Origin of the sequence: Shewanella sp. NKUCC01_JLK (assembly GCF_019345615.1) — a bacterium.
GTDB classification, from domain to species: Bacteria; Pseudomonadota; Gammaproteobacteria; order Enterobacterales; family Shewanellaceae; genus Shewanella; species Shewanella oncorhynchi.
Genome location: NZ_JAHKRD010000001.1, coordinates 135,968 through 153,016, shown reverse-complemented (window position 1 = coordinate 153,016; position 17,049 = coordinate 135,968). Strand labels below are relative to the sequence as shown.

At 38.7% G+C, this 17,049-nt stretch carries 17 protein-coding genes; all 17 read left to right on the top strand.

Annotation, left to right across the window (positions count from 1 at the left end):
* Window positions 1–291: 291 nt before the first annotated feature.
* Entirely contained in the window at window positions 292–1,689 is a 1,398-nt protein-coding gene (locus tag KO537_RS00780; protein WP_219233633.1) for an ATP-binding protein, read from the top strand.
* Window positions 1,682–2,332: an HNH endonuclease domain-containing protein gene (locus tag KO537_RS00775; protein ID WP_219233632.1), complete on the top strand. Its 651-nt coding sequence runs from the start codon at window positions 1,682–1,684 to the stop codon at window positions 2,330–2,332. The genes KO537_RS00780 and KO537_RS00775 overlap by 8 nt, the downstream gene beginning before the upstream one ends.
* A gap of 222 nt (window positions 2,333–2,554) precedes the next feature.
* A complete protein-coding gene (locus KO537_RS00770) occupies window positions 2,555–2,944 on the top strand; it encodes an H-NS family nucleoid-associated regulatory protein (protein ID WP_006081626.1) in 390 nt (129 codons plus the stop codon).
* A 302-nt stretch (window positions 2,945–3,246) separates the two neighbouring features.
* Window positions 3,247–4,080 (top strand): hypothetical protein, encoded by an 834-nt coding sequence (locus KO537_RS00765; protein ID WP_219233631.1) that lies wholly within the window; start codon window positions 3,247–3,249, stop codon window positions 4,078–4,080.
* 75 nt (window positions 4,081–4,155) lie between these two features.
* Window positions 4,156–4,716 (top strand): super-infection exclusion protein B, encoded by a 561-nt coding sequence (locus tag KO537_RS00760; protein ID WP_219233630.1) that lies wholly within the window; start codon window positions 4,156–4,158, stop codon window positions 4,714–4,716.
* A 518-nt stretch (window positions 4,717–5,234) separates the two neighbouring features.
* On the top strand, window positions 5,235–5,492 hold the full coding sequence (locus tag KO537_RS00755) for a hypothetical protein (protein ID WP_251070990.1): 258 nt from the start codon (window positions 5,235–5,237) through the stop codon (window positions 5,490–5,492).
* A gap of 188 nt (window positions 5,493–5,680) precedes the next feature.
* Window positions 5,681–6,748, top strand: coding sequence for a hypothetical protein (locus KO537_RS23075; RefSeq protein ID WP_251070989.1), 1,068 nt, complete (start codon window positions 5,681–5,683; stop codon window positions 6,746–6,748).
* Between the two features lie 658 nt (window positions 6,749–7,406).
* Complete coding sequence (locus KO537_RS00745; protein WP_219233629.1) at window positions 7,407–8,246, top strand: GIY-YIG nuclease family protein; 840 nt, start codon at window positions 7,407–7,409, stop codon at window positions 8,244–8,246.
* A gap of 539 nt (window positions 8,247–8,785) precedes the next feature.
* Window positions 8,786–9,739 carry a hypothetical protein gene (locus tag KO537_RS00740; protein WP_219233628.1) on the top strand — a complete coding sequence of 318 codons (954 nt, stop codon included), beginning with the start codon at window positions 8,786–8,788 and terminating at the stop codon, window positions 9,737–9,739.
* A 5-nt stretch (window positions 9,740–9,744) separates the two neighbouring features.
* Window positions 9,745–10,800, top strand: coding sequence for a hypothetical protein (locus KO537_RS00735; protein WP_219233627.1), 1,056 nt, complete (start codon window positions 9,745–9,747; stop codon window positions 10,798–10,800).
* A 2-nt stretch (window positions 10,801–10,802) separates the two neighbouring features.
* Window positions 10,803–11,303, top strand: coding sequence for a hypothetical protein (locus KO537_RS00730; protein ID WP_219233626.1), 501 nt, complete (start codon window positions 10,803–10,805; stop codon window positions 11,301–11,303).
* A gap of 249 nt (window positions 11,304–11,552) precedes the next feature.
* The gene (locus KO537_RS00725; RefSeq protein ID WP_219233625.1) at window positions 11,553–13,025 is read left to right on the top strand and encodes a caspase family protein; all 1,473 of its coding nucleotides are present in this window, start codon (window positions 11,553–11,555) and stop codon (window positions 13,023–13,025) included.
* Window positions 13,026–13,520: 495 nt separating this feature from the next.
* On the top strand, window positions 13,521–13,751 hold the full coding sequence (locus tag KO537_RS00720) for a hypothetical protein (protein WP_219233624.1): 231 nt from the start codon (window positions 13,521–13,523) through the stop codon (window positions 13,749–13,751).
* A gap of 421 nt (window positions 13,752–14,172) precedes the next feature.
* Complete coding sequence (locus KO537_RS00715) at window positions 14,173–14,709, top strand: SOS response-associated peptidase family protein (RefSeq protein WP_251070988.1); 537 nt, start codon at window positions 14,173–14,175, stop codon at window positions 14,707–14,709.
* Window positions 14,710–14,811: 102 nt separating this feature from the next.
* Entirely contained in the window at window positions 14,812–15,192 is a 381-nt protein-coding gene (locus KO537_RS00710; protein ID WP_219233623.1) for a hypothetical protein, read from the top strand.
* Window positions 15,193–15,310: 118 nt separating this feature from the next.
* Window positions 15,311–15,739: a S24 family peptidase gene (locus KO537_RS00705; RefSeq protein WP_219233763.1), complete on the top strand. Its 429-nt coding sequence runs from the start codon at window positions 15,311–15,313 to the stop codon at window positions 15,737–15,739.
* A complete protein-coding gene (locus KO537_RS00700) occupies window positions 15,727–16,983 on the top strand; it encodes a Y-family DNA polymerase (protein WP_219233622.1) in 1,257 nt (418 codons plus the stop codon). Before KO537_RS00705 ends, KO537_RS00700 begins: the two co-directional genes overlap by 13 nt.
* Window positions 16,984–17,049: the final 66 nt, after the last annotated feature.

Sequence of the window (17,049 nt, the reverse complement as noted above, 5' to 3'; positions counted from 1 at the left end):
GAGGCTGCGACAACAAAGAAGAACACTTAGTGAAGTAACTTTGCCATACTTGAAGTTATTCGTGGCTTGCAAAATCAGAAAAATATCTGACACGGAAATGTCCAGGCACGTGTCAGAGGAATGCAGCTGAGACGTTCGTGCCCCAAAACGTGTTTCGCACCACCAAGCTTGCCCTACTGCATCACGCTTTATTGACCAAATTTTAGTAATGCTACTGAGTCACTAGACTAATAGTGAGGATTCTCTATGGTATATTAAAATATCTATAGTTATTTTAGTTAGGAAAAGTTAATGGCGTTTAGGGCAAGAAAAATTGGAGGTATTTCACTATTTGAAGGCGAAAGCTCAGCGAATAACGCTTTTACACTTGTAATTGGAAACAACGGATGTGGTAAAACTCAGCTTTTGTTGGATATCTGCAACTACTATCAAATGCTATACGGTGAGCTGATAAGGTCGAAATCTGCTGACTTACAAGTAATACGTAGAGATTTTTATAAGAATGACTATAGATGGGATATGGTTGAGAGAGCTTTTGGGTACCCAATACCTCAAAAACTCATTTGTGCATCAACTAGCCAATTCGAGAAGTTTTCCGAAAACTGGAAACTTAAGAATGACTTTGTCCAAGGCGGGTATTATGCCTACATTGGTTCTAAGCCTTACATTCCTAATCGCCTACCTTCTACACGCATAGCCTCAACAGCTTTAAACCAACTTCTTGCTAGGGATACATATGATAGTCGTAAGATAAGGTCTCTTAGAGAGTTTTTATTAAGCTTTGGGTTTGGTGATGTGCTGAAAGTGACTCTGGAGCCTATATTATCACGAGATGAATTAAATAAAATTATTAATGGGGACAATGACACTACCCCTGAAACACAAATAGCACTACGAAATGCCTATGAACACTATGAATTAGAGGATTTGAATGAGCTAATCTTACTAATAGAATCGATCATAGATGAGCCAAGGATTTTGCTATGTTTTAGTGACTCAGGTGTTCTCCTAAACTCTGTAGATTCAAGTAAAAAAATAATATATTCATCTCGGGAACTTGCAGATTTACTTATGTCAGGTTTAATAAGTGTTGCAGACATTGAAACAGTAAAGGATCAACACTTTGATGATCTAGGCTTATCAGACTCAGCCAAAGTACGACCTCTAGCCTCAAGAAGCTCTGGTGAGCAGTGCCTTTTTTTGCTATTTCTTGGAATCATTTCCTCTATTGATGACAATTCTCTGATCCTGATTGATGAGCCAGAAATCAGCTTACATCCTTCTTGGCAGCAAAAATTTGTAGAAATATTGAATAAATCCTTAAGTGCATATTCAGGGTGCCACTTTGTAATTGCAACTCACTCCCCACTTATAGTTTCAGACATCGCTGTTAAAAATTGTGAAATCTTAGATATGACGGAACAAGAGCTTAAAAGCGCTTCTGAGCATAGTTTACGTTCCTCCGACTATCACCTCGCCACTCTTTTTCACAACCCGGGTCGCAGTAACGAGTACCTCATAAAAACAGCTATTTATATATTTTCTAAGGTAAAAGCAGAAAAAAAATTTGAGACTCAAGAATTAGAAAAACTCAGAATGCTCAATGACCAACTACCATCGCTAGATAAAAATGATCCAGTTATAGAGTTGGTGGAAATGCTCAATGAGGTTTATCGTAAATATGGCTGATATTAAAAAGGGGGTTATTTTTTCTCAAGAACAGAAGAAACTGATTAAGGAGATTATTAAACATGAGAATTTCTCTCACAATGACTGGACCAAGGAGGAAAAAAAAGAACCCTTAGAAGCTTTAAGAGTGTATATCCGTAAACACTACAGAACAGAGCAGAAAGCGAAATGCGCTTATTGCAAAAAAGACGTCAGTGTTCGATCTGCGTCAAATTGCCAAGTTGAGCACATTGCACCAAAAGATAAGTATAAGGATTACATGTTTCACCCTAAAAACTTATGCGTTGCTTGTGCAGATTGTAATGAAATTAAATGGAATCATGACATTATAAAACCACCTAAAAGTGGAAACATAAAGAGATACCCATCTTCGTCAGGAGCGTTTTTATTAGTCCATCCGCACTTCGATGATTACACCGATCATATCGATATTTTTAGTGACCGCTGGTACGTTGATAAAACTAAAAAAGGGCATTTCACTATTGGGTTGTGTAAATTGAATCAACGCTCTGTTGATTTTGGCTATTTTGCCCCTGATGAAGTGATGATTTTAGCTGAAGATCTTCGCGACGCAAAAGCGAAAGGCTCCAGTCAACTGGTGGATTTAATCAAGGAGCGCATACGAAAGCTACTTGATGAATAAAAGCGCTGGGCATTAGCAATCTTAATTTACTTGTTTACTTTTAGTAATCCTGTGGTGACTAAATTTGACAGTTTGTCACGATAATGCGCAAAATACGTCGATTAAGCGCTATAACTCGCGAAAATTGCACTTTAACTTCTATTAAATTGAATCTCTTTGTGTATTCATTACAAATTGAAAATCAGCTATATTGTTGCGATACAAACTTATCAGGGAAATACAATGTCTGAATTCTTAGAGATCTTAACTCATGCTCGTCGCTTAAAAGCTTCTGTTAAAGAGTTATCTGTTGCTGAACTAAAAGATGTATACGAAAAGTTAGGCAAGATCGTTGCTGAAAGAGAAGAAGAAGCGAATGCTGAAGCTGAAGCAAATGCTGAGCGTATCGCTAAAATTGCAGAACTTCAGAAGATGATTGAGTCAGCTGGTTTATCACTTGATGATCTTGGCGGTGTTACTGCTAAAGTAAAAAGCACAAGAGCACCACGTCCAGCTAAATATTCAATCGTAGTTGAGGGCGAAACTGTCACTTGGACAGGGCAAGGTAGAATGCCAACTATTTTCAAAAAACAAATTGAAAATGGCCGTTCAATCGAAGACTTTTTGATCTAAATTCCCCGTCTATAACAGAACAGACTGATGAAAGTCTGTTCTGCCCCAATGTAAGTTACAGGCGATAAGCTGCAGAGATATGTAATAAGTCCTCTTGGCCTACTTTTATTAATCGATAAATGACAGTTACAGAGCACTGTCGATAAGACATCAATATGAATGTTCATTTTACGTGCTCGTTTATTCTTTATCATTCTGGTAGAGTTCATGTAGATCAATAACTTTGTGTTAGCACATTAAAAGTAATTAGTTTGTTAGGTGCGCCATGCAAATGTGAAGTGCTAGGTAGAGTTTAGGTACATATGAAATTAAAAAAATTGTTAGAACATGACTTCATCCAAGAATTTCAGAGTGTTTTAGTCACAGAGTTCGAGAAAGAACTGTTTCGAGCAAGTTTAAGAAACTACTGTTCACATGGTAACCCACTACGGTTTCATAACTTTGCTTTTGCTATGCGAGAACTGGTATTGCATGTTATCGATAGGCGTGCTCCTAACGACAAAGTCGTAAAAGCTAGTTGGTATGAAGTAGAAAGTGAAAAGTTTGAAGTTACTAGAAGACAAAAGCTTAAATTTTGCGCTCAGGGATATTTAGCTGACGCTTATCTAGATGTCTATGATCTTGAAGAGGTCAACGACAGCATTAAAGAGTTTCTTAAGAAATTTAATTTTTTCAATAAATACACTCATATTACAGAAAAGCACTTTAGACCATGTCCTAATAAATTCTACGCCGACATGAAGTACATCACTCAGCTTTCTCAAGAAGTAATTGAAGAAATGGCTTTGCTAGAGAACTATGTAGTCAATCGCGTGGAGGGTTATATTCAAGATGAAATCTTCGATAAGGTTGTCAATAATTTTCCGGACGAATTGTCAATATTAGCTAGCAATGTAATTATCGAGGAAACTCATCCTGAAAAACTAGAGATCGTTGCTATAGGTGAGTATAAAGTGGTAATCAATGTGTTGGGAACTGTTTATGTCAGTCAAGAGTATGGAAAAGGCGAGGACTTTGTTGCAATGTCTAACAATTACCCCTTCACTGTGACTCTAGACGTATCCGTTTCTGATCCTAGCGATATTGGATTAGATGCAGAGGACATAAAAGTAGACACTTCAAGTTGGTTCGAATAAAGCCATTTAACAAGACATCCCAGGTGATGGCTTCGGCGCACTGAAATGCGGCGTTTGCAGTTTAAAGGAAATAATATGATCGAAGCTGTCAGTGGACTTTTAAGCTCAATTAAACAAACGAGCCCTGTAGTTTTTACTGGTTTGGCTATAGCTTCCGGTATAGTCCTTTTCAGTAATGGTGATCTCATCACTACTATAGGTTTAAGTGAATTTAGAGACGCTAATAAGCAATATATCGGTGGCAGCTTTGTTCTTTCATCCTCTATTATATTTGCCCAAGCAGTTACAGGCTTGCTCGGCTTCATCAAAGCTCTGTTTGCCAAATGGCAAAAGTCGAGAAGAACTAAAAAAGCTATGGAGTCAAGGAAAAAAGATCTGGTAAATCTAACTCCAGATGAAAAAGCTTATCTCACTCCTTATGTATTGGGACAAGAAACAACTCTGTATTTTTTAATGGAAGATGGAATTAAAGGTAGCCTTGAAGCAAAAGGCATATTGTATCGTGCCAGCAGCATGGGGGACATGGTTACAGGGTGGGCGTACAACATTCAACCCTGGGCGCGAGAGCATTTACAAAGCAACCCTGATTTGCTCGAAGGTTTTACTCCTAATATGCAGAGGCATAGCCGGTGGTAAGCACTCTGACTGGCGGCGTTACCAAATTGCAATATTTATCATTTATAGAGCTTTAACCCCAACAAGCTTTTGTCCAGAAGTGAGCTACAACGAGTATGATACTTTAATACTCGGTTGAGGCTCGATTCGGACTTAGTTGTGGCAATAAGTATGAATCTTTATTTTTGGTCATATTTAATCTAGAACTGTACGAGCAGGGGTTCTTGGTTGTTCAGTATGGAACTTTATTCCTCTCAAACAACCTGTGGGAGAGTAATAAAGTCCCATACTAAGTGACAAAGATTAATACTGAGTATTAAAGTGTCATACTGAAATGGCAGCGATCACATAGGTACGCTGCCATTTCTAAAACGTTTATGCCCCTGTCGTTGTTAGCCTTACTATTCACCACTGTGCTGATGGTTTATCTTTTCCCAAACAAAAGTAATGTCGATGCTAAATGGATAGACATATACTTTTTCGGTAAAATATGCACTCGCGGCTGCACATGAATTTCAGTCAACGTTAGAGAAAATCCAATGATTGTAGAAAATGTGCTTCCTGAAAATTATGCAGAAATGCTTGATGTTTGGGAAAACTCAGTCCGAGCAACTCATGACTTTATAACAGAAGAAGATATTGAGTTTTTTAAACCAATTATCATTGAGCAGGCTTTTCCAGCTGTCACGTTAAGATGTGTGAAAAATGAAAGTGGTTCAATTCAAGGTTTCGTGGGTATCCACGACTCAAAGATTGAAATGCTTTTCATCTTAAACGATCGTAACCAAGTTTGTTAGAAGAAACGCCCAAAGCTAATAACTTTGGGCGTTTCCGTATACGCGAGCGTTGCTGTGAATTGACTAACTTTTACCCCAAATCTTGCTACATTGACCAAATTTTAGTAATGCTACAAAGTGACCATTCAAATTGTCGCGACTCAATGGAATTTCCGTATAAGCCTGATTTTCACCTCATGGAGAATAGTATGTCCTTGTTAGATTCATATCGTCGGAATGTGACTAAAAAACGAGAGGAAATAGCTACGTTGCAGCAGGGAAAAGCAAAAGAACAAACGAAAATCGCTAATCTTGCTGGAAAAATTAATTCAGCTTCTCAAGCGCTGTCTCGTACTAATAGTGCAAGCACTGCCAAATCAAAGTTGCGTGAAATCGAAAGGTATCAAAAAGATCAGGCAACAGTAGAAAAGAAGATAGCTGACTTTGACAACAAGATTGCACGAAAGCATAAAGAACTTGCTGATGAACAAAAGAAAGTGTCAAGGGAAGAGGAAAAAGAGAGCAAGAAAAACCAAATGGAGTCAGAGCGGCAAGCTAGAGTACATCAATCCAGAATGAATCAAATAACTAGCACTCTGAATAGGCATGAGGAGTTACATCTGAGCACGATTGCTACCATGAAGGCGCTTCAAGATCTTCCTGAGAAAATTATAGTTCTATTTCTTGCTTCAAATCCTGCTGATGCCCAACAGCTGAGGCTGGATGAAGAAGCTCGTGCAATTGGAGATATGATTAGAAAGGCCAAACACAGAGATTCAGTTTCATTTGAGAGTAGATGGGCAGTTCAACCAATGGATGTTCTACAGGCAATAAATGAACTAAACCCTACAATAGTTCACTTTAGCGGTCATGGGTCGGACTCTGATGAGATAGTATTTCAAGATGCTAATGGCAATGCAAAGTTGGTTAGTAAGGAAGCTATTGTGCAAACCATGATGGCGTCATCGAGTGACATTCGTCTGGTTTTCTTTAACACGTGTTATTCCTATAACCAAGCGGAAGCAATCACTCATCATGTCGAAGCAGCCATTGGGATGAATACCAGCATTGGTGATGAAGCCGCCAGAGTGTTTTCATCACAATTCTACTCTGCAATAGGGTTTGGGCTTTCAGTCAAAAATGCATTTGAACAGGCCAAAGCTTTGATGATGATGGAAGGGCTGAACGAAGAAAACACTCCAGAGCTATTTGTTCAAGAAGGACTGGATCCAAATGATTTAATCATTGTGCGGCCAGTAGATTTGGAAAAGCCTTGATAACCGATAAAAAATACTGGAAAAGGTTATGCCACCAGGCTCAGACATTAGCACTCATAAGCTGATAATTGAAGTGTCCGATTAAAACTCTTCTTGAAAAGGTAGAATCAATGACTGTTACTCGTCCAGTGACTACCTAGATTATCTTGAGTGTGGTATTACTCCACCAGAGGACTCGCAATATTGGGTTGTTCCGTGTTTTCAAAATGCATTTTCCAAAATACTGATGACAGAAAGACCGGATATAGGTAGTGTCGTTTTTAATAGCACATCTATGCGGTTGGAAGGTTCGAATGTCTAACAATCTCAGGCCTTACCAAACCGATCGCATGTTAAGCAAAGCTTCCCAGATAAGAACATGAACTTTCTTTGCACTACTGCATCATTTACTACGGGGGCCATTAGTTCACATAGTTTCGTCGTCTTGTACCAGCTCGCAAATTTGCTAGCTGCTTCCTTCAAACCGCTCCTCGCGGATAGGCTCTTGCCATTTGCTACTAGTTAACGTTTAATAACAGCACGTTATCAAACGGTGACCTTCCTACAGAGGACTGTCACTTCATTAGTATATGCCCATGCTGCGTACACAATTCATTCAAGCCGAAGCCGCTTCGTGGCTCGGCTTAATTCAGGCATTAGGTTACGACAGAGTAATATTATGATTCGAAGCATCAATAATGATGAAAAAATATGCGTTGTAAGGTATGAGGATAGTTTTCATCTTGCCTTAGATGGGCAGTGTGAAATGTTGCTCCATCAGCATAAATTTAAACATATTGCAGATGCAGTTGATCAAGTTTCAAAAGTTCTTGATCGTGGCGTGATAGAAACCGAATACTGGAATGGATTAAAAGCTGATGTTCATAGTATTTTCCTGCTCAGCAAAGGAAAAAAGAAGCAGAAAGCGCATCTATGGAATGGCATAGATACATTTTGTCGAATGTGGAGTACAGGTGGACTAAATACTAAAAAGGGTGACTTTATATTATCTAGCACTGCGTGTGGCAAAGATGTTTGCTCCCTATGTAAAAATAAGGCTCCTGAGGGTAATCATTACCTAACAGAGGTAGGCTTTGTCGATGAACGCGAAGAAATCACACTGTTAGAACCTAACTCAACAGAGATTAACTATATTCGCAAGAGTAAAATCTATACATATGTACTAGCTCTCGAGGGCGGCTTATATTACGTTGGTCAAGCTATTGAGCCTGTAAAACGAATTAATTCGCACTTTAATGGTAAAGGAGCTTCGTGGACTAAACTGCATCCCCCCACAGAAGTACTTTCAATTGAGCCTACAGAAACAACAAACTGGAAAATAGCAGAGACAATCGAGAATAGTATCGTACTAGACAAAATGGTTACTCATGGCTGGAAGAAAGTCAGAGGCGGTTTCTGGAGTTCGGTAGATGAGGTTGCGATTGAAAAAACTTTAGTAAATCAGTCTAGGTATTTATCTTCACTTGGTTTTGATGTAAAGGAAATATTGAAACCGTAACCTAACAAATGGTTCAAACCGTTCGCGGCGCTCACTGTGACGGGCTAAAGCTTGCCCCTTAACCAAACGTTATCTTCATAGAGATTTTAATCCGAAACTCAAAAATTAAAGTTGGGAATCTAACACGCTTTTGTCCAGATTCGAGTCGGTGGGTTCATCGCTGGCTCATTCCTGCCCCATTCCTCGTTAGTACAATTGCCCAGTTATTTTTGTGACATCGGAATTTGCCACAAGAAATCTATTGATAAAGCATCAATTAGAGTACTGTTAGCCTTTAGCGATTGATTCTATGGTTTATTCGTTTAAATGAGAGCTAAATCGAAGTTCCATAACCCTATGAGGGGATCCATTTATAGCAATTGTAGATTGTAGTAAATATGCGGCACTGTTATTCTTGTTTCAATAAAATCAGACTGTTACGCATCGCAGTCTATGGTGGTAGAGTCGAGGATGGGGTGAAGTAGCTCTTGCTTTAATTATGGATCTCTTTGTTTATTTTCGCTTTTAAAACTGCATGCTAAGTAGGTATTCTTTACATTATGGACATCAAAAAAAATCAAATTCTAGTGATCACTAGCGTCATAGATAAAACTGTAGATTACATCATTAAAAAATTCCCTCAATGTCATTTTTTCCGCTTCAATGTTGATGAATTTTCATCATACTCTGTTTCTGTCACCAATGATGGCTTCAGTATTGAGCGTAATGGAAGCTTAATCACTAGCAAAACATGCCTTTCCATCTACTTTAGAAAGCCACAACTAGAAGATTTAACCTCAGTACTTGATGTTCCTTATCATGATTTTGTCCACAAAGAATCCTATTCAGTTGTGGAGGGAATCGCTGAAATATTTGAAGGTAGAGTCTTAACTAAACCGTCAATCATGCGTAGAGCTAATAACAAAGCGTTTCAGGCTATGTTAGCGAAGCGAGTAGGCTTTAACTTGCCTCAGATGTCTATAACTAATGATGTAGCCGTATTAGCTAATTTCATAGCGACAACAAAGTCCATAGTTAAGCCAGTTGCAGTCGGCGAAGTTATTCATAATAATAAAATCAAAGAATTTGTACAAACAAACATGATCGATAGTAGCGTATCTTCGGAGTCCCTAAAATACTCACCCGTCTATTTACAACATTATCAAGATAAAGATTACGAGTTAAGAGTAACGTACGTTGGTGATACTGAATTCACAGTTAGAATTGATTCTGACAATTACATAGACTGGCGTAAACCTGATACAATTAACACATATTCAACATGCTCTCTACCAGAAAATATCTCAGCACAATGTCGTAATTTTATGAATATCGTAGGCATGCAATTTGGATGTTTCGATTTTATTGTCAAGGATGAACAGTATTATTTTTTAGAAATGAATGCTAATGGCCAATGGGGATGGTTGGAGTTTGAACTCCAACTAGACATATCACTCTCGATAGTCGAATATTTGTCCGGTCATAGCCAAACAGCTATTATTTCAAGTAGGTAATGACAATGTCTCAAAGTACTTGGCGTGAGAGGAATAGTTTTGTATATGGATTGTGCTTCTTACTTAACTTATTGCCAATTTTCAATGTTTCAGTCGATAGCAATTTTGGAACTATGAACAAAAATGGGAAGCTGCGATTTTCATTGGTTTGTTTACTTTTGGGGGATCAGAATTGGTATTTTATTACGTTTTATGATGGTAAATTATGTTTTTACAAAAAATTAAGATTATCGGACGTTATTAAGCATTACGATACTAAAAATTGGGATGTCGACGGTTATAAATTTGACAAATTTCGGCTTAAATTAAATAACTCGGAGAAAAACTCGATCTACAAAGAGTTTCTTCAGAACAGAATAAGTGAAAGTGAACGTTCAATAGATACATCTAACAGTAAAGTGAACACTTATCTGACCGTGTTGTCTATCATAGCTAGTTTTTATATTTTTAGTTTGAAATCTGTAATCACCACTTTAGATATCAACACTATTACAATCCTATCTGCATTTATATGCTTGTTTAGTGGGATTTTGATGATGTACTTATTTGGGCTAGGAATGCTGATTCGACATTACCTATCAGTAAAGAGCTATATATCTCCCAGTTTCAGTGACATTATGAATAGTGCTACAAATAAAAAATTTATCCGTATTCTTTTCCAAACTTCAAAATCTAAAGCGGAGTACAGTCGGCATCAAACAACTATAGTTCTTAATATTCAGAATTATTTTTGGAAGAGTCTTATACTAACCATTATATTACTAATTGCAATCTCCTTAATACCAAAAGAAGACTTAAAGAAAAAATCAAATGCTAGTATTCATGCAGAAAATATGATTCTATTGAATAGACAAGGTATTATCGATGCAAAAGACCTTTCTAGCTTGGTTGGTGCATACGAACAGGGACAAGAATATAGGTTAATAGCTTGCAATGAGTCCGATGCTTTAGCATTAAGTAAAGTACTTGTAGAATTCAATGTAAAACATATTGAAACTCAGAAGCTGTCTAACTGCGATATTAAAAGTAGAATAGTATTAGCAATAACTAAAGAGAAATAACAATGAAACCCTATGTGATGCAATACAGTGAGCAAGTCAAAATTTTACCGTTGATCCCAACAGAATCAACATTAAAGACATTCAGCATTGAGTCAACTGACACTGATGTGATGTCTTTACGGGACGTTACAATGCAGACAAACACTCATGAGTCAGCGGATAACGATTTATTTCTGAAAGATGGTTCAGAAAATAGAGGCATATTACCTTCGGTACACGTAGTGACATCAGAATTCAATGTTAAAGGTATTTTTATGTCGACTTTAGAAAGCAAAATAATAGAACAATCAGACACCGATCAGCTAGCTTTATATACAGAGGCAACGATTATCACAAGAACACTTGAAAACTCCGATACAGATGACATGAATTTGATGGACGTTTCTACTTTTACTGAGTCTATTGAACCTGTTGATGCTGGACTGGAACTGACTGCACTGGATACGTCTCAACTGACTGAAGCAATAGAAGGTAGCGATCCTGACAATCTTTTTCTCAATTAAATATCTTTGTAAGTAATGTATGTCCAAAAATGAGCTTGTGAATCATTCTGCACCAGAGTGATTCAATGAATCAGACTTGCCTAGTCTGGTTCATGTGCCACTATTGCCTCAGATGCAGCCCTTATGACTGTTTATGGTTCTTATTTATGCCATTTTAACTCGGACAAGCTTTAGATAAACCGAAAGTGCACTATGTTGTTGATCTAAAATGGATGGCCGGATTTTTCCTTTTCTGGGTAAAGAGAAAATATGAACAGAAGAATGGTTTCACTCGTTGTTGGTAATGGAAATTACCCTGATGATGGTGCAAAGTTAAAAAATGCAGTGAATGATGCAAATGATATATCACAAGTTTTATTAGATCTGGGTTTTACAGTTATAAAAAAAACAGATTGCACTAACCTTGAGCTAGACAGAGCAATTTCATCATTTCGTGACGGATTGAATGGGAATGACGTAGGACTATTCTATTTTGCAGGTCATGGTATGCAGATTGATGGTGAGAACTACATCACTTGTATTGATACCCAATTTGATGATGAACCGGCTGCGAAATGGACCTCGTATCCGCTAAACAGACTTATAGATACTATGGACTCGTGCTCGAATAAAACTAACATCATAATATTGGATGCATGTCGAAATAATCCATATGAAAGAAGTTGGAGTCGCTCAATCTTAGCTAGTAATTTAGCACCGATGTTTGCACCTAAAGGTACTCTAATAGCATATTCTACCTCTCCAGGTGAAAAAGCATCGGATGGATTAGGTGATAATGGTGCGTACACTGACGCTTTATTAAAACATATCAGCAAGCCAGATATTACTATTGAAGATGTCTTCAAAAAAGTGAGGAACTCCCTTTCTGTACTGACTGACGGTAAGCAAACATCTTGGGAGCACACATCTTTAACTGGTGATTTTTACTTTAACTTAAGTTTAGGTAACCGGATCGACAAATATACGAACCTAGCAATACGCGATGAACTTTTTACGCTTGATATGACCAATCAATGTCACAGAATTATTAGTGAGTTGAGAGTTCATAACTGGTATAGCCAAAACCCTGCTATTTCTAAAATATCAGTGCAGTTAGTTAATTCTGCAGATGATAGCTCCCTGTTTGTTTTGGGGCGAAATATTTATCAATCTGCATGTGGAGATTCTAGTAATGCTGTGAGTTTTATTCGAGATTTTCGTAGCAATCTTTCGCGAGCATCTTTAGATAAGCAAATTTGTATAATCGAGGGCATGTTATTCGAGGTTTTCTTTAATTCTAAAGGAGATTTCAGAGATTCGTTTAAAGTGGCGATGTTCAATCAGCTATTTGAACTTCAACAATACCCTGATTATAAACCTGCTTTTGATTTTATATCTGAGTTGCTTTTACCATTTCACAATAGTTTTTATGTCATACCAGGAAAACCTATAACAGATGCCTCTGTTGAATTGGGCGCTGTTCTAGCAACAGGATCTGCGAATGTAGTCGTTAACAGTGTGCATTTTGATGGTGAGAACATACTGCGGGGAGAAACTGGATTTGAGCGCTACTTGATCAATGGTCAGATGATGCATGACTCTTTAACTTATGAAGAGTTGCTCAATAAATTATCTATCGAAATGATGATTCCAAAGCGATACATTGCAATACAATCAAACATAGCCATTGATAGCTCCACACGTATTGAGTTTCCATATAGACACACTGTAAAACGCAGTTAACAAACGGCTCAATAGGGACTGTCAACGCTTGGCTTTTCCTGTCCCATTGAACCGCGGTTGTTGTGTTTGAGTTTAGTATTATGCGTGCAGCCTTTAGGCGGGTGTTAATCCATAGAAATATTAATCCGAAACCAACGGCTTAGAGTAAAATATCTAACAAGGTTTTATGTCCCAAAATGAGCCAATGGATCATTCTAGGACAGAGTGATTCGACAAAGCCTCTAAAAGTAGCTTTAGAGCTACTTTTCCGGATATTCGGGGCGTTTTTTTCTTTTAAGATTAATCAAATCACCAAAGGACATATTCAAAACTATGTTGGAATTTTCGTCGGAAATCCCAGATTGTTCCGTCTGGCCGCTGTTGACTATAAAGGGTAATCCTTCTAGAAATTAACAGTGGCTTTTTACACTAGTCTTACTTGCACTCAGGTAGAACTTTGCTATCGTCATATTGATAATGGTGTTGTTATCTCAGCAGGCTAGGGAAGGCTAAGCGATGAAATTCAGACCTGTATTTGTCCTCGTCACGACAGTTGCGTTAACTATTTTTGGTTATGCTGTCATGTTTTTATACTACCTAATGCAGCCACAATGTATTGATGACTTATCTGAAATCTCCGAGTTTGTGTTGCTCAGTGCTGGTCAGGGCAATACTGCTCCAATGCACTTCAATATTGCCTTCGATAAAGAGAAGAACCAATGGTGCTATGTAGAGGTTGTTCAATAGCTCTTACTAGCTAGTATTCTTCGATTACAATGACTGTATATGTCAACAGTAGTCTATTGCTATGTGTTATCCCTATTTCTGCTCGTGTAGAGTGTTTATAGCTTATGTTCTAGGGGACTCGATGCAAGATATTGGCATCTTTAATGATGCTATTCTCATAGTTGTCTAGCGAAATAGTGGCGATTCAGCACTTGAAAGCACTCTTGGCATAGAAAAAGTTATCTGAAAAGTTCAGTATTGCACAATACTCATAACTCGGAAATGTCCCTATTGAAATAGACATTTCTTGTGGTATGAGTTCGGTGTCTTGTTTTGAGAATCACTTGAAGAAGCCGCCTGAATTGATATTTAATAAATAAATCATTTGGGTTTGGAGCTTACTTGATGTGCGGACGCTTAACTATTGATGGTTTGGTATGTATTGGCTGATCGGGTATCTGCACAATTTGGAATTCCATACAATCCTCAAACGAATTTAGACCTAAGGCCTACAGAACAAGTCACTGTTGTAGGGCTGGTCAATGATCAACTGACTTCAATCCATTGCACCTGGGGAATTAAACCTAATTGGTCTAAGTCTCTGCTAATCAATGCTCAAGTTGAAACCGTAAGAGAAAAGAAAACCTTCGCTAATGCGTTTGCGCACCATCGCTGTGTTGTTCCATGTTCTGGATGGTATGAGTGGCGTGACGAAGGTGGTAAGCGAAAGCAAAAATACTTGTTTAGTCATGCAGAGGAACAGCCATTGTATATGGCGGGGATCTTATTCCCGTCCAATGATGGTGCCCAACTGGTTACCCTCACCACTGCGTCAACAGCACAATGCAGCCAATATCACAACCGAATGCCGCTATTGATTGCACCATCAGATATCGACTTCTGGTACAAATTCGATAGCATTCAGCTTGAGCCATTGCTACACCATCCAGAACAATTACCTATAGCAATTCATTCTTAATGCCAGCGAATAAATTTTGATTGTTATTGACTATGTGCATGCTGTTAACTAGGTTTGCTGGGTCAAATTTATCGATAATAGATGTATTGTAAGGGCGTACCTATGGAGCATAAGGTTTTACACGTAAAAGCATTTTTCAAAAAAATGGGGCCAGAAGGGGACCATCCTGTTTATAAAGACTTAGATAAAAGTGCTCAGATAAACGACCCTTGGACAAACAAGAAAGTAGTCGTCGCGGAACTCGCCAAGATCACTCAATATTCTGACTGTGAAGTCGATAGTGAACGTTTATCTAGTGATTTGGAGCTTGCTCTAACTGAGTTAACAAATGCTGGATACATGCTTAAAGAAATAGTGCCAATCACTTCAGGAAAGTACCACTCCGAGGTTTACTCATCCTTGTTAGGTAAAAATGCATACCCATTTGCTTATGGGTACTCATATACAGACAGTTTGATTGTAGTAGGCCAAAAGGTTGACTAGGGTTCACTGCAATCTTTATCAGTTCAAATCAGATAACTGATAAGTAAATCATCTAAAGTTTGCTAACAACTTCACTAGCGCTATAATGACTGTGTTTATATACAGTAATGGTGGCGCTATGCGTGTTTACCCTTTTATACCTGTTCCTGCTCGTGCTGGAGTTCACGGCTTTGAAAACCCAGCAGCCGAATACACACAACTGGGTTTAAGTCTCGATGAGCTATTAGTGCAACATCCGAGCGCTACTTATATAGGTTTAGCGCAAGGGGAATCAATGCAAGGGGTTGGCATCTTTGATGGTGACGTACTCATTGTGGATAGGCATGTTACAGCGCAACAAGGTGACGTTATCGTTGCAACTCTGAACGGTGAGTTTGTATGTAAAATCTACGACAAAACCCGAAAATTGCTTTTATCGTCTAATGAACAACAGCAAGCCGTTGAGGTTAAAGATTACGATGACTTCCGTATAGAAGGGGTTGTAACTCGGTCTGTGAGGCTGCACACCCATTGCTCTATATTGGTGTCACAACTATGTATGCCTTAGTTGATGCTAACTCATTTTATTGCTCTGCAGAGCAGGTATTTAGGCCTGATTGGCGTGGTAAGCCAATGATTGTGTTGAGCAACAATGACGGCTGCATCGTAGCGGCAAACAAGCAAGCGAAAGAACGGGGTGTGCCTAAGTTTGCACCATACTTTCAGGTCAAAGACCTGTGTACGAAATTAGGCGTCATTGTTTGTTCAAGTAACTATGAACTCTATGCTGATTTATCCGCAAAGATGATGAATATCATTGGCCGATTTGCACCAGAGCAGCACGTCTATTCGATTGATGAAAGCTTTCTCTCCTTTAAAAATTGTTACCCCGCCATTAAGTGCTTACAAACCCAAGGCCAGTTGATTCGAAAAGCAGTTTGGAAAGAAACACGTTTACCGGTTTGTGTCGGCATAGGCTCAACACTCACACTGGCTAAAGCGGCCAATCACGCGGCAAAGAAGTTACCTGGCTATCATGGTGTGTGTGTTATTGATAATGAACAAGACAGGATTTCAATTTTACAATCAATGAATGTGAATGATGTCTGGGGTATTGGGCGCAGGATAAGCAAAAAACTTGAATTGATGAACGTCAAGACCACCTATGACTTAGCAAAAATCCCTGCAGGTTTAGCTCGGAAGCAATTTAGTATTGAAATAGAACGCACTGTACGTGAACTCAATGGGCAAGCGTGCAAAGTGTGGGACGAGGCGAGGGCAGATAAGAAGCAAATATTCTCAACTCGTAGTGTGGGCGAGCGTATTACCGAGTATGAGGATTTACTGCAAGCCTTAAGTAAACATGTGGCGATTGCCGCAGCGAAAGCGCGCAAGCAAGGTTCAAGCTGTAAAACAATGTTGTTGTTTGCCAGCAATTCTCCCTACGATGAACGCCCAACAGGCTTTAAGACCTTAGTGCACTTTGCTTGTGCCACCGATTGCAGCATTGAACTTACTCAAGGCATGACACAAGCAGCATCTCAACTTTTCCGTGCAGGCGTACGTTATTATAAAGTCGGTGTAGGTCTGATTGATTTAGTTAGCACCCAGCATGGCCAGTTAGATTTATTCAATGTTTCAAAAGCTAAACCAGCGTTAATGAAGACTCTTGATTGCATCAATCAACGTTATGGCACAGATACCTTATTCATTGCCGCCCAAGGTATCGAGCAAAAATGGGCCATGCGCCGTGATCTACTCACACCGCAATACACGACTAAGTGGAAATGTCTGCCAGAGATAAAGTGCTGATATCCGGCAGTAGATGGAGTAACACGTTTATGCCTCAAAGCGTGTCAGTATAGCTTAGACCCAATT